The sequence below is a fragment of the Methylobacterium sp. genome, assembly GCF_019745455.1.
Taxonomy (GTDB): Bacteria; Pseudomonadota; Alphaproteobacteria; order Rhizobiales; family Beijerinckiaceae; genus Methylobacterium.
This window is the reverse complement of record NZ_JAIETD010000060.1, coordinates 1-13,718: the sequence shown is the minus strand read 5'-3', so window position 1 is coordinate 13,718 and position 13,718 is coordinate 1. Positions and strand designations below refer to the sequence as shown.

The 13,718-nt window shown below is 69.3% G+C and carries 13 protein-coding genes; 8 read left to right on the top strand and 5 right to left on the bottom strand.

Features of this window, described 5'->3' with window-relative positions; genetic code table 11:
* Window positions 1–53: 53 nt before the first annotated feature.
* The 4 genes from glp to K2Y56_RS14490 are packed head-to-tail and all read right to left on the bottom strand — an operon-like array spanning window position 54 to window position 4,966.
* Complete coding sequence (glp, locus tag K2Y56_RS14505; protein WP_292508700.1) at window positions 54–1,307, bottom strand: gephyrin-like molybdotransferase Glp; 1,254 nt, start codon at window positions 1,305–1,307, stop codon at window positions 54–56.
* A complete protein-coding gene (gene mobB, locus K2Y56_RS14500; protein ID WP_292508696.1) occupies window positions 1,291–1,851 on the bottom strand; it encodes a molybdopterin-guanine dinucleotide biosynthesis protein B in 561 nt (186 codons plus the stop codon). Before mobB ends, glp begins: the two co-directional genes overlap by 17 nt.
* The gene (locus tag K2Y56_RS14495) at window positions 1,848–3,824 is read right to left on the bottom strand and encodes a molybdopterin biosynthesis protein (RefSeq protein ID WP_292508693.1); all 1,977 of its coding nucleotides are present in this window, start codon (window positions 3,822–3,824) and stop codon (window positions 1,848–1,850) included. Before K2Y56_RS14495 ends, mobB begins: the two co-directional genes overlap by 4 nt.
* Complete coding sequence (locus tag K2Y56_RS14490; RefSeq protein WP_292508690.1) at window positions 3,818–4,966, bottom strand: molybdopterin-binding protein; 1,149 nt, start codon at window positions 4,964–4,966, stop codon at window positions 3,818–3,820. Before K2Y56_RS14490 ends, K2Y56_RS14495 begins: the two co-directional genes overlap by 7 nt.
* A 366-nt stretch (window positions 4,967–5,332) precedes the next feature.
* On the opposite strand from K2Y56_RS14490, the gene K2Y56_RS14485 reads away from it, so the two are divergent.
* A complete protein-coding gene (locus K2Y56_RS14485; RefSeq protein ID WP_292508688.1) occupies window positions 5,333–6,646 on the top strand; it encodes a c-type cytochrome in 1,314 nt (437 codons plus the stop codon).
* Between the two features lie 258 nt (window positions 6,647–6,904).
* Here the strand turns inward: K2Y56_RS14485 and K2Y56_RS14480 are convergent, their stop codons facing one another.
* The gene (locus K2Y56_RS14480; RefSeq protein WP_292508686.1) at window positions 6,905–8,947 is read right to left on the bottom strand and encodes a 4Fe-4S binding protein; all 2,043 of its coding nucleotides are present in this window, start codon (window positions 8,945–8,947) and stop codon (window positions 6,905–6,907) included.
* Window positions 8,948–9,109: 162 nt separating this feature from the next.
* Between K2Y56_RS14480 and K2Y56_RS14475 the strand changes: the two genes are divergently transcribed.
* The 7 genes from K2Y56_RS14475 (at window position 9,110) to K2Y56_RS14445 (ending at window position 13,671) form a co-directional block, all read left to right on the top strand.
* A complete protein-coding gene (locus K2Y56_RS14475) occupies window positions 9,110–9,808 on the top strand; it encodes a biotin/lipoate--protein ligase family protein (RefSeq protein ID WP_292508684.1) in 699 nt (232 codons plus the stop codon).
* The gene (locus K2Y56_RS14470; protein ID WP_292508682.1) at window positions 9,805–10,380 is read left to right on the top strand and encodes a DUF6505 family protein; all 576 of its coding nucleotides are present in this window, start codon (window positions 9,805–9,807) and stop codon (window positions 10,378–10,380) included. Before K2Y56_RS14475 ends, K2Y56_RS14470 begins: the two co-directional genes overlap by 4 nt.
* A complete protein-coding gene (locus tag K2Y56_RS14465) occupies window positions 10,377–11,387 on the top strand; it encodes a DUF6352 family protein (protein ID WP_292508679.1) in 1,011 nt (336 codons plus the stop codon). Before K2Y56_RS14470 ends, K2Y56_RS14465 begins: the two co-directional genes overlap by 4 nt.
* Window positions 11,387–11,923: a DUF3305 domain-containing protein gene (locus K2Y56_RS14460; protein ID WP_292508676.1), complete on the top strand. Its 537-nt coding sequence runs from the start codon at window positions 11,387–11,389 to the stop codon at window positions 11,921–11,923. The genes K2Y56_RS14465 and K2Y56_RS14460 overlap by 1 nt, the downstream gene beginning before the upstream one ends.
* A complete protein-coding gene (locus tag K2Y56_RS14455) occupies window positions 11,923–12,606 on the top strand; it encodes a DUF3306 domain-containing protein (protein WP_292508673.1) in 684 nt (227 codons plus the stop codon). The genes K2Y56_RS14460 and K2Y56_RS14455 overlap by 1 nt, the downstream gene beginning before the upstream one ends.
* Before the next feature lie 169 nt (window positions 12,607–12,775).
* Window positions 12,776–13,372 carry a molecular chaperone gene (locus tag K2Y56_RS14450; protein WP_292508737.1) on the top strand — a complete coding sequence of 199 codons (597 nt, stop codon included), beginning with the start codon at window positions 12,776–12,778 and terminating at the stop codon, window positions 13,370–13,372.
* A 65-nt stretch (window positions 13,373–13,437) separates the two neighbouring features.
* A complete protein-coding gene (locus K2Y56_RS14445) occupies window positions 13,438–13,671 on the top strand; it encodes a formate dehydrogenase (RefSeq protein ID WP_292508671.1) in 234 nt (77 codons plus the stop codon).
* The last annotated feature ends 47 nt before the right edge of the window (window positions 13,672–13,718 follow it).

Below are 13,718 nucleotides of genomic sequence, written 5' to 3'. Positions count from 1 at the left end.
GACATCCATCGACTCAACACGCGATCCTGAAGATTGCTTTAAGTATTCAAGGCTCACCACAGGAGCGCGTGGGGGAGCACCTCGACGATCTCGCCCTGCTGCAGGCGGGTGCGTGCCTCGTCGAGCTGCGCGAGGCCGTCGCTGCCGGTGAGCGAGCTCAGGGCACCGGCGCCGTCGCGAGGATATTTCACTGCCTCGAAGCTTCCGTCGGTAGCCCGGCTCAGGCTGACGCGGACGAATTCGCGGCGGCCGGCCTTCTTGGCGTAATCGAATGCCGCTCGGGCGGGGATGCCAGGAGGCGGCTGGTACTCGCCGCCGCCTAGACGGGCGATAAGCGGGCGCACGACGAACAGCAGGGTAACGTAGGCGGCAACCGGGTTCCCCGGCAGCCCGACGAAGGGCGTTCCGGCGATCAACCCCATGGCGACCGGCCGCCCCGGCTTGATGCCGAGCCGCCATACGACGAGCCGGCCGACCGCATCGACCGCCGCCTTGACGTGGTCCTCCTCGCCCGTGGAGACGCCGCCCGTCGTCAGGATGAGGTCGTGACCCGCTGCCGCCTCGGAAAGACGGTCCTTCAGCAAGGCCGGATCGTCGCGCAGGAGGCCGAGATCGTTCACCGCAAGGCCGAGCCGGCGCAGCAGGGCGACGAGCATGATCCGGTTCGAATCGTAGATCGCGCCCGGCCGCAGGGCTGCTCCCGGTTCGCAGAGCTCGTCGCCCGTGGAGAACACCGCCACCCGCAGGCGTCGGCGCACGGCGATCATGGTTGATCCAGCCGCCGCCGCGAGGGCAAGGTCCTGGGGCCGCAGGCGGCGTCCGGCCGGGATGATGGTGCTTCCCGCCTTCACGTCCTCGCCGGCAAATCGGCGGTTGGCGCCGTGCTTCAATCCACTCGGCAGGACGACTTGGTGGTCCTCGACCCGCACGTCCTCCTGCATGAAGACCGTGTCGGCCCCGACCGGCATCGGCGCCCCGGTGAAGATCCTAGCGGCGTTGCCGGAGACGGTGAGGCCCTCGATGCTGCCGCCTGCCGCGATCCGTCCCGAAAGAGGAAGAACCGTCTCGCCGGCGGCATGAAGATCGGTGTGGCGGACGGCGTAGCCGTCGACAGCCGAATTATCGAAGGGCGGCAAGTGGATTGCCGCGGTAACGTCGCTTGCGGCGATCCGGCCATCGGCATCGAGGAGCGGAACCGTCTCGATTCCGGCGAGTACCGGGACACGCTCCCGCATCAGCGCGACGGCTGCCTCGACCGAGAGCAGGGGGCCACCGAAGGCGAAGCAATCGTCAGTGAGCTGGGCCATGGTCCGATCGATGATCCTTCAGCCTCGCCACCACGGAGGCGAGGGGCTCCGCGAGCCCCATGACGGCATCGGCGATGGCGTCGACATCGTCGAGGGGCAGGACCGGAATCCGGGCCTGCGGGAACGGTCGATCGCTCGCCACCGCGAGGATATGCGGGTCGTCCGGATGGAGCGGCTCCCGTTCGTTCGCATCGCGAAACACTTCGAGCTTGGGATGGGCCTCGCGCTTGAATCCTTCGACCACGACGAGATCGCGAGGGGCGACGCGCAACAGGAGATCGGCCAGCGACGCTTCAGGCTCGTCGCCGACCTCATGGATCTGGACCCAGCGCCGGCTCGACGAGACGATGACCTCCGACGCACCGGCCTCACGGTGCTGGTAGGAGTCCTTGCCGGGCTGGTCGATGTCGAAGGCGTGGTGAGCGTGTTTCACCGTCGCGACCGTGAGGCCACGCCGGCGCAGGACTGGGATGAGCTTCGTGAGCAACGTGGTCTTGCCCGCTCCGCTCCAACCCGCGAGGCCGATCACCCGGGTCCGCGTCATCGGCTCGGCTCTGCCGGGCTCATGCCGAGGTCCGAGAGGACGCCACGGATCTCGGGCTCGGCGAGCACTGCCAGGAAAGCCGCCAGAGCGGGTTTCTCGGCATTCTGCGCCGCATAGGCGAGGTCGTAATGCTCCTCCGTCAGCGGCAGGAACCCGAGGCCATAGATCTCCGCGACGGTCGCGATGGCGACGCCCCAGTCGGCGCGGCCCTGCGCCACCGCCGCGGCCACCGCATTGTGCGAGCGCGGCTGATTCCAGAAGCCGGGGGGCTTGGCGCCGTCGAGAAGGCCGTCGATCAGCATGCGGGTGCCCGAGCCGGTATTGCGGTTGACCATGACGACGCTCGGATCTGCCCGCAGGGCGGCGATGGTGCTCGCCGCGTCGCGTCGCTCGAAGCGTGTGTCGCCCGGCCGGAAGACGACGCCCTGGCGGCGGCGCCAGCCCGGTACCAGGGTCAGCTCAGGCCCCAGGAACGGCGCGTTATAGCGCCCGCTCCCGGGATCGAGGAGGTGGAGAGCTGCAAGATCGCACTCGCCCCGTTCGAGCGCCGCGAGCCCTCCCGACGAGCCGACCCAGACTGTGCGTACGCTGATGCCGCACCGGCCGAGCCGCCCGACGATCCGGTCGAGGCCGAGGCAATGGCTTCCGACTATAGTGAGGTCCGGCGCCCGTGCCGCCGCGCCGAGGCGTGTAAGCATGACGCGCTCTCCCGCCTCGAGACCCGAACGTTCGGCCGGCACGGCGAAGAAGCCGTCGGCCTGCGAGAAGGCGGTGACCGAGCCCGAGCCCTTGGGCAGAGGTACCGCGACGGTGCCGGCCGGCCCCTCGACGAGGGCCGCCATCACGAATTCCATCCGCCCGAGTTCGGAGGAGATGCGCTGAGGCAGCAATGCTTCGACCGCCGTTTCCTCACGCGGCGGCAGGCCGGCCAGTGCACGGATCAGCGGGACCACGAAGTCGTGGAAGGTGAACATCGCCGAGGTCGGGAAGCCCGGCAACACCACGACGGCCTTGCCCTCGACCTTGGCGAGGCAGAGCGGCTTGCCGGGCTTGAGCGCGACGCCGTGGACGAGGATGCCCGGCTCGCCGAGCCGCGACAGGATGCGGTGCGAGACGTCGCCGGCTCCCTTCGAGGTGCCGCCCGAGAGCACGACGAGGTCGCACGTTGCAAGGGCCTGCCGGATCGTCGCTTCCAGCGCGTCGGCATCATCCCGCACGATCCCGAACGGAACCGCCTCGCCACCGTTCTCGATGACCGAGGCGGCAACGATGGCCCCGTTCGAATCGTAGATTCCGGCTTTCGGCAGGGTGGCTCCCGGCATCGCCAGTTCGTCGCCAGTGGAGATCACGCCGATGCGGGGGCGGCGGATCACCGCAACTTCGGAGAGCCCGCAGGCGGCGAGCATGCCGATCTCGCGGGCGCTGATAACCGTACGCGCGCGCAGGACGGTCTCCCCGCGGGCCATGTCGGCGCCCGCATAGCCGACGAACTGTCCGGGTGCCGCGGCCTTCGCGAGGTCGATCGCCATATCGGCGCCGTCCTCACGAAACTCTGTGGTCTCGATCATGACGACGGCATCCGCCCCGCGCGGTAGCATCCCGCCGGTGGCGATGGGCGTGACGGTGCCGGACTCGACGTCGAGCCCAGGCGCGGTGCCGCAGCTCAGGATCTCTCGGTTGAGAACGAGGCGGCGCGGCTCGGCTTCACTGGCGCCCTTGGTATCGGCCGCGCGCAGGGCGAAGCCGTCGACCAGCGCCCGGTCGAAGGGCGGAACGTCGATCGGCGAGGCGACATCGGCGGCGAGAATGCGTCCGAGGGCGTCGGCGAGGGCGACGGTCCCTGGCTCGAGGGCCTGGTGCGGGACCTCGGCGCGGAACAGGGTGTGGGCCTCGTCGCGCGAGAGGACGCTGAGGAACTGCTCCTGCCGCGAGGCGGCGGCGAGCCGGGCCTTGAACTCGTCCGGCATCACCATGTGATGATCTCGACCATTGTGCCCTCCCCATAGCCCTCCCGCTCCGGCGGCACCAGGATCGCGGCATCCGCCAGGATCAGGCGGTGGAGAGGAAGCTCGAAACTCCCCAGGGGTTCGAGGCCCGCCATGGACCTGCGCGCGAAGACGAATTCGCTGACGCCCAGGGTGGAGACGAGCTTGCGCAGCAGGGGCGCCCGAGGCCGTTCCTCCAATTGAGCGTTGGCCAAAGCCTGCAAAAGGGTGCGCCCGAGGGCGAGATAGGCGGCGAGCGCTGCATCCGGCCGGCCGGGGATGAGCAGCACAGGGCGCCCGCCTGCCTCGCCGAAGCCGGCCGTCTCGCCAGGGCGCAGGGCGATGCCATGCGCGGTCAGTGATCCTGCGCAGCGGAGGGCCGTAGCAGCGTGGTCGGTCCGCCCCTGTCCGGTGCTCCCCACCACGAAGACAGCTTCGACTTCGCCTTCGAGAAGCGCATCGCCGATCGCCCCGGCCCCGCCCGTCGCGGCCCGCTCGACGACGCTGCCGCCATCCGCCGCGATCAATCCGGCGAGGGCGGCGCAGGAGGAGGCTGCATATGCGTTCGCGACGACTAGCCGGATGCGGGGGCGCCGGACCGCGACCTTGTCGAGGCCGCAGGCCCGCAGGGCGAGGGCCTGGAGCGGCGTCAGCCGCGTCCCTGCAGCGGCGACGACGAGTCCGCGCCTGAGCTCAGCACCTTCCCGCCGGACACCCTCGGCCTCTGCGGCTTCGGCGATCACCGCGATGCGGTTCGCCGGACCGTCGCGAGTGGGGATCGCATCCGGCTCGAGGATCGTATCTGTCTCTGAAGGTAGCGGCGTCCCAGCATCGAGCCATGCGGGAGTGCCTCTCAAATAGATCGGGCCATGGGCCGAAGCGCCGGTCACCGCCTCGGCCGCGACCGCCCATCCATCGCGCAGGGCGGTGTCGGCTCGCGGCACGTCGTTCTCGACGAGGCTGTCGGCGCCGAGATAGAGGCCGATGGCGTCCTGCACCGACATGATTGTCCCCGCGACCGGCGCAATGCCGTCGACGAGGCGGGCCCGCGCCTCGGCCAGGGGCATCAGCGCCTGCGATGACGTCCGCACGGCCTGCGCCGCCGGCTCTTCGCCGTCTCGTGTCCACATGGGCGCGAGCGTTGGGCGAAATGGCCGGCGCGATCAAGTGGCGGGGTCGTGGGCGGAGGGCATCGTGGTGAGGTGATGGTCTTGGAACGATTGGCGAGTCGGCGACCAGCTCTGACGCTAAACCCGTCATCCCGGGGCACCAAAGGCGAGCCCGGGATCCATAGCCGCCGAGATCGCCATGCTTGGCACGCGTGGCGGCTATGGATTCCGGGCTCCGCTGCGCGGCCCCGGAATGACAAGGAGGGTGTGATCGCATGTGGTCTAGCACGGCGACCAGATTGCAGCGTGGCGTCCGGCAGGGCGGGACATTTCGCCCCGACGCGGGTGGCAGACAGAGTCTGCGGCAGGTCGGTAGGATGCGCTCCGATGCTGAACCGCCCCCTCTTCCTCGAGCCGAAGCACGTTCTGGCCTCGCTCGCCCTCCTCTTCACCTTCGGGATCGCCCCGCCCGCCCAGGCCCAGCTCCAGGGCCATGGCGGGCCGGTGCGGGCGCTAGCGGCGGCGCCCGAGGGTGGTCTGGCGATCTCGGGCAGCTTCGACCAATCCGCCATCCTGTGGGCGATCGAGCCAGGCGCGGCGATGCGGGTTCTGCGCGTCCATGAGGGCGCGGTGAATGCCGTGGCTGCCGCCGGTGAGGGCCGCTTCCTCACGGCCGGCGAGGATGGCCGCATCGCCCTCTGGCAGGCGGGATCGCCCGAGCCGGTCCGGGTCTTTGCCGAACATACCGGCCCGGTGGCCGGGCTCGCCCTCTCGCCCGATGCCAGCCTCCTCGCCTCCGCCTCGTGGGATGGGACCGTGCGGGTGCGACCGCTCGCCGGCGGCGAGGCTCGCGTGCTCTCGGGCCATGCCGGCACCGTCAACGCCGTCGCCTTCCTGGCGGACGGACGTCTCATCTCTGCTGGCTATGACGGCACGCTTCGGATCTGGCCTGCGTCAGGCGAGGGAGCGCCGGAGGTGATCACCATCGGCCTGCCGCTCAACGCCGTCGCGGTGGCGCCGGACGGCGAGATCATCACCGCAGGGGCCGACGGCGAGGTCCGCATCCTCAGTCCCGATGGGCGCGACCGGGCAAGCGTCGCCCTGCCGCCCAACCCCGTCATCGCCGCGGCGATCTCGCCGGATGGCAAGAGGATCGCGGCGGCGACCGTGGCGGGCGCTGTCGCCATCATTGCGCGGGCAGAGGCCAAGGTGCTGTTCAACCTCGTCGGGCCGGGCCTGCCGGTCTGGTCGCTCGCATACCGGCCGGACGGCAGCGAACTCCTCACCGGCGGCGGCGACCGGCTGGTGCGGCGCTGGAACGCCGCCACCGGCGAGCCGATCGGCGCGCTCGCGATGCCGCGCCCGGCCGATGCCCTCGCGGCCTACAAGGGCGAGCGCGGCGCCGAGGTGTTTCGCGCCTGCGTCGCCTGCCACACCCTCAAGCCGAATGAGGGCCAGCGGGCCGGGCCGACGCTGAGCGGCGTCTTCGGGCGCCGCATCGCAACGGCGCCGGATTACCGGTTCTCCGAGCCGCTGAAGAAGCTCGACATCGTCTGGGATGCCCGCACCATCGCCGAGCTCTTCGAGGTCGGCCCGGCGCGCTACACGCCCGGCACCAAGATGCCCGAGCAGACGATCCGCGATCAGAGCGACCGCGAGGCGCTGGTGCGGTTCTTGGAGCGGGCGACGCGGCGAGATTGATGGCCCGGTGCGGCTTCCGCCCGATCGCATCTTCTGTTCAGGCGCGACAGCTTCCCCTCCCCCGTGTGTCGCGGGGGAGAGGGGGTGGTTCCGCTGGCCTCGACTGAGGGTCACCCTGCCCCCCTCCAACTCCTCCCCCACACCTAAGTCGGGCTCGCCCGACTTGGGCAACGAAAGTGCAGATATCAGGCAAGCCCGATATCTGATGGGGAGGAGGGACGTGCCTAACCGAGCCGACCGCGTCTGCGGTTTAGGTCGCTATCCCAGCGGATCGCCGCGGGTCTCCCGCTCGCGCAGGTAATCCTCCGTCGTTCGGGGTTTCGGCCGCTCGGGGGCCGCGTGAGGGTCGAGGCCGGTGTTCATGACCACCTCGACACGACAATTCTCGCACATCATCAGGGCGCGGACCCGCTCCTCGCCGGCGGCTCCGGCGAACATCCAGTGCTTGTCCTGCAGCTTTGCGATGACCCGTTCGATGGTGCTTCGCGTGCCGAACGGCTTGGCACAGCTGACGCAGTGGAACGGCTCCTCCTCCTTCACGATTCGGCGCGGCTCGGCCCAGGCCTCGAAGTCGATCTGCGGCTTCAACGTGATGACATTCTCGGGGCATGTCGCGGCGCAGAGCCCGCACTGGACGCAGAGGCTCTCCTCGAAGGCCAGCAGCGGCCGGTCCTGGCTGTCGCTGAGCGCATTCGTCGGGCAGGCGCTGACGCAGGAGAGGCAGAGGGTGCAGCCTTCGACGTCGATCTCGAGGGTGCCGAAGGGCGCGCCCGCATCGAGGGGCACCACGGCAACCGGTGCAGGCGCCGCCACGTGCATTTCACGGAAGGCGAATTGGAGGACGTTGCGCTTCGGGCCAACCGGCATGAAGGCCGCCGGGACTGGGGCCGGCGTACCGCGTGAGCCGAAAGCCAGGGCGGCGGAGAGCCGGTCCGGGTCATCGGTCTCGATGAGCGAGACCACGGCGCCGCCGCCCTCCGCCCCGTAGCCGAGGGCCTGCGCGACCGTGTCGGTGAGGGCGACGAGGCGGCGGATGGTCTCGACGTCGTGCTTTGGCCGATCGCGCACGAGGAGGTTTACGCCGACGGCGCCGTAGGCGAAGAGTGCGGCCACCGCCTCCGGTCCGATCTGGGTGAGCTCGTTGACCGACACCGGCAGCACGTTGGCCGGCAACCCGTCGCCGTAGCGCGCCAGCGCCTGGATCAGCGGCGTGCCGTGATCCTCGTCGTGGAACAGCACTACGCCGTTGCGCCCGCCGGCCGCGTGGTAGGCGCGCATGAGGGCGCGCAGCTGCCGCATCAGGGCATCGGCATGGGGCAGGGCGTAGGAGGCCGCACCCGTCGGGCAGACCGAGGCGCAGGAGCCGCAGCCTGCGCAGACATACGGATCGATCGCTACGTGCTCGCCGGCCGGCGTGATCGCTCCGGTCGGACAGACATCGAGGCAGCGGGTACAGCCGGTGATGCGCGAGCGGGAATGGGCGCAGAGCTCGGTATGAAACCCGATGAAGCGGCTTTTCTCGAAGGTGCCGACGAGGTGCGAGATTTTAAACAGTGCCGCTTCCACGGCCGCAGGATCGCGCGGGTCGATCCTGACATAGCCGCTGCGCAGATCGTGCGCCGGAAACAGCGGGATGCCGCCGGAGAGATCGAGAACGAGGTCGCAGGTCGAGCTCGCGCCGTTTCGAGCCTCGCCGAAGATCAGCGCCTGGCGCGAGGCCGGGGAGGGCAGGGCGTAATCGTCGATGCGCAGGGAGAAGGCGCCGAGATGGCCCTTCGCCCCGACGATGGTGCCCTGAAGGACCGGGAATTCGTTTCGGCGCGGAGGCGCGACCTCCTTCGGCCGGGTTAGCAGCACGGTGACGTCGAGATGGTCGGCGAGACGGCGCCCGGCCTCGACCGCGACCTCGTCGCGGCCATAGACGAGGACGATGCCTTGGCTCTCCATGGTGACGATCGGGGGAGGGGACGGCGCCTCGCCCGCCATGGCGAGCAGCGCGGCCATCTTCGGCCCGGCCGCATGTCCCTCGCGCGACCAGCCGGCATTCTCGCGAATGTCGCTGCAGGAGAGGCGGGCCTCGGCGTCGAAATCGGCGGCATGCTCGGCAAAGAGCGGCGCCTGGACGCCGCAGGCGACCGTTACGGACGCCCCGGTTTCGAGGGCGGCACGGACGCGTTCGATCTCGCGCCCGCACAGCTCGACGCCGGTCTCCAGGCGCCCGCCGCAGGCGGAGCCGATGGTGGCTGCATCGAGGGGGACGGTCCCCTCGCAGGAACAGGCGAACACGACGCGGTCGGACACAACAAGCCTCTCGGGGACGATGCGGGCGCGGGGGTCGCAGCCCCTTCGCGTTCCGCTACAGGCTGCTTATACTCGAACCGTTCGAAAGAAGGGACCCGGCCCGTTGGCGCAGGGAATCGTGGGGCGCCGGGAATCGATGGGCAAAGTGTGGGCGTGAACGAGATGAGTGCTGCCATCGCAGCAGGACGAGCCCGAAAGCTCGCATTGCCTCCGCCTTTTCATGCCGTCGTCCGCCCGGACATCGCCGATGCGGGTCGCGAAGCGTGCCGGCTCGCGGCATCGGGCGAGGCCGAGGCCGGGACTTTGGTTTGGAAAGGGCCTGCCGACACGATCGACCTTGCCGTCATCCTCGGCCCGGAAGAGCCTCTCGCGACCGCGCGCCGGGCCTTCCTCGCCGGCATGGTGGCGCTGGCGGCGGCGATCGGCACCCACGCGCCGCCCGAGATGGCGGTGGATATCGATTGGCCCGACACGCTGCTCTTCGACGGCGCCCGCATCGGCGGAGGCCATCTGAGATCGCCCGACGAATGCGCCGAGGACGAGGAGCCCAGCTGGCTGATCTTCTCCGGGATGGTCATCGCCTCGAAGGCCCATGCCGGCGATCCCGGCCTGACGCCGTTCTCGACCTCCCTCGAGGAGCAGGGCTTCGGCCACGACGACCAGGAGGCCCTCGTCGAGGCCTTCGCCCGCAACCTCATGAAGATCTTCGAGATCTGGCACGAGGACGGGTTCGAGGCGGTGGCGAGCCGCTATCTCGCGCATCTCTCGGGGGAGGGGGTGGGGGCGATCGATCGCATCGGCGCGGAAGCGCTCCGAACGCCCACCTGGCTCGACCCGGCGACCGGCACGGTGCGGCTATGACAACCCTCAAGCTGCCCCGCACCCTGCGGCTCGATCCCTCCGACACCTTCGTCTTCGAGCACCCGGCCGAGCCCGGCGAGTGGGCGGTCACCGGCTCGTTCCTGTTCTTCGATGCCGCGGTGGAAACGCTGTCGCCGAAGGCGAGGGCAGCGTTCCGCTCGGGCTTCGTCGGCGTCGCCTCCCTCGGCTTCTCCACCCTCGTGGTCGTGTCTGAAGCGAGCGGGGCTGAGCGCGAAGAGGCGACCGAGGCGTTGGCGCGGCATATTCACGAGAGGCTCGGCGCACCCGATCTCGACACCGCCCGAACCGCCGCACGCGAGGAGATCGAGATCGCCGCCTCTCTCTGTGCCCCGGCTGTCGGCACGGTGATCGCCATGCACCGCACCAGCGAGGACGGCGAGATCCGCGAGAGCTTCCGCACACTCGCCTCCCGGCCTCCCGGCCTGCCAGGCGCCGACCGGATGCACGCCCATGCCCGCGCCTTCACCTTTGTGGAGACCGATGACGAGCCCCGAGAAACCGCCGAAGAGGTCGCCGACCTGATCGGCCTGATGGAGAACCCGAACCGATGACCGAGTTCTGGGTCTCCAGCGGCCATCATCTCGCCGGGCGCACGGAAGGCGGCGGCCTCGCGGTCACCGACGAACTCCTGCTCGCCTATCTGGCGCGGCCGGAACTCGTGCCGCCGGACGAGGCCTGCGAAGCCGAGCGCGCGCTGCACCGGCGGCTCCTGGGCGAGCCGCGTCGGCCGGTCGAGCCCGCCGAGATCGCCGCCATGGCCGATCCGGATGCCCGCGAGAATTGGGAGATGATGCTGGCCTTCCGGGAACGCCTCCTGGCGGCGCGCTCGGTCGAGGCAGCCTATCTCAACCTCGTCCGCAACGGCCTCAAGGGCACGCCGCCGATCTTCCTCAACCAGCTCGTCCACCTCATCCTGCGAAACGCCCTCGACGGTTGCGAGGACCCCTACGTCCTGCGGGCGGGCGAATTGTTCTTCCGGCCCCAGAAGGTGTCGCTGACCGAAGGCCGCGTGCTGCTCGCCGATGCCGAGGTGATCGAGGCGCGCGCCAGCATCGGCCGCGCCTCGCCGCTCGTGGCGATGCTCGGCAAGGAGCCGGCGAACGAGCTCGACGTCATGGTCGACGACAATGCCTGGAGCTATTGGAGCCGGTCGGACGCCTTCACCATGGCGCTCGATCTCGGCAGCAATCCGAAGAGCCGAGACGGCTTGGCGAGGGTGATCGGGGCATGGACCCGGCATCTCCTCCACGTCGCCGTCACCGTGACCCCGATTGAGACCATGGAGGATGCCGATTGGCGCTGGTTCGTCGGGCTCGACGCCGAAGCGACGCGGATCGGCAACGCCCTCTGGAACGAGGACAGCATCGACGCGGAGACCGCCCGGCGGGTCCTTGCCCTGTTCAGCCTGACATTCGCCGATCAGTCCCGCGTCGATCCTCGCGTCGGCGACAGGCCGGTCTACCTGATCCTCGCGATGGCCGCCGACGGAACTCTGACCTGCAAGCCGCAGAACCTCGTCGCGGGCCTGCCGCTGATCCAGTCCGCCGAGGTCCTGTGATGGAGAACGAGACGCCGAACGAGGCGCAGGGCTTGGAGCATCATTTTCAGGTCGGCATCATCGTCGTGAGGCGAAAGCTCAAGGGGCTGTGGGCGAGCCATGCCTGGCTGCCGGTGGGTGCCTTGCCGGCGAGTCCTGCGGTCAAGCCGTGGACACAGCTCGCCGCGACCGAGGACGAGACCACCTTCTATGCCGGGGCCTACGAGGTCGAGCTGCATCCGGCTGAGACCTCGCATTACCGTGACAACCTCGTCTCAGGCCGACCCTCGCTCTGGGTCGCCCTGCGCCAGGTCTCGGAGGATTCCTACGAAGTTGCCGCCGTGACCGCCGACCCATACGAAGGCGAATCGATGGCCGAGGGGATCGGCGAGGTCGTCGAGGCGGTACCGATGCCGGCCGAGATACAGGCCAAGGTCGCGGCCTTCTTCGAGGCTTTCCACGTCGAGCGCGTCTTCCACAAACGCAAGCGCGACCGGGCCGATCCGGAGGCTCTTGCCCGCCAGGACACGGGTCCACGTCGACGAGGGGATAGCTGATGGCGCAGGATCGCTTCTTCTCGCGCTGGGCGCGGCGCAAGCGCGAGGTTCGCCTCGAGGAAATCAAGCCCGAGACTAAGCCTGAAGCCGCTCCCGAAGCCTCGGTCGAGCTGCCCGCCACCGTCGAAGCCGAGGGTCTCGAGGCTGCGCCCCCCGAGGCGCAGGTGCTGGTCGAACTGCCCTCCCTCGACTCGCTGACCGCCCAAACCGATCTCAGCGAGTTCCTCAAGGCGGGCGTACCCCAGATGCTGCGTAACGCGGCTTTGCGCCGGATGTGGTCCCTCGATCCGAGCATCCGCGATTATCTCAGCGAGGCCCGCGAATACGCCTACGACTGGCATATCTCCGGTGCCGTGCCCGGAACCGGGCCGATGCTTCCCACCGACGACATCGCCGGGATGGTCCGGGACGTCTTCGCCGGTTCAAAGCCGACGATTGCGGAGCCGGCGCTAGCCGAACCCGCTGCGGACCTGGATGCGGAGCCCCGGGACGAGGTCGCTGCGCGGGACGTTTCGGCGGAGCCCGAGGAGACACTCGTCACCCAGGGCGAAGCCGTCATCCCGCCTCCCGACCAGCCCATGCTGGTGGTGGGTCCGCCGGCACGTCCCGAGACGGTCGGCGCCGAGCCGAAATCGACCCCTTCAGTGCGGCTGCGGCGCCATGGCAGCGCTTTGCCGATTTGATCGATTAAAAATTAGATTGCGGGCGTCTCAAACCGCATTATGATGGCTTGCATACAGAGGAGGCGTCGGCGTGTACGGCCGATGCGTGGGGACGTCGATGCGGTCGGCCGAGGTGGTTGCAGAAAGGTTGGCGGAAGGCGTCGCGGGTGACGCGCCGTTCGGCCAGCCGATGGGCGAGACGCCGATCGCCGACGAGATCGACCTCCTGCGCGCTGAGCATTACGATCTGCTCGCTCTTCTCCTCGGACGCTCGCCCTCGCCGGTCACGCTCTCGGCCCTGGCGGATCTGAAAGGCGATGACAGCGCGCTCGGACGTAGGGTGACCGGCCTCGCGGCCGCTGCTGCAGAAGCCAAGGTGGCGGCGGTTCAGCGCGAGTATTTCGATCTCTTCGTCGGCGTCGGACGCGGCGAGCTCGTGCCCTTCGCATCATATTATCTCACCGGCTTCCTCAACGAGCGCCCGCTGGCGCGTCTGCGCGAGGATCTCGGCCGCCTCGGCATCGAGGCGTCGGGCGGCATGAGCGAGCCCGAGGATCACGTGGCGATCGTCATGGAGACGATGGCAGGTCTCGTCGCGGGTCGATTCGAGGCCGAGGCCGGCGAGGATCGGGCTTTCTTTAGCCGCCATATCGAGCCCTGGGCGGCCCGCTTCTTTCGCGATCTCGAAAAGGCCGAGGCCTCGCGGTTCTACCGCGCCGTGGGGGCCCTCGGTGCCACTTACATGCACATCGAAGCGGAGGCATTCGGCCTGGAACCGGTCTCGTGACGTTGTCGCGAGGCGGTGAGGGATCGGATGGCCCGGCAATCAGAACGGATCGTGGAGCGACGGACATGCCGAAGGATACGGACAAGGACCGCCAGGATGCGATGGGGCGCCGCCAGTTCTTTCGCGCGCTGGGAGGCAGTTCCGTGGCGGCCGTGGCCGTCGTTGCAGGGCAGCCGCTGACGGCGACGCCGGCCCAGGCCTACGACCCGGGGACGGAAGAGACCAAGGCCCGCTACCGCGAGAGCGACGAGGTCAAGGCCTTCTACCTCACCAACGGCTACGAGACATTGAAGAAGTAGAGGGCGCCATGCTGATCAAGCGCAAGAGCGGCGGCCAGGGCCGCGCA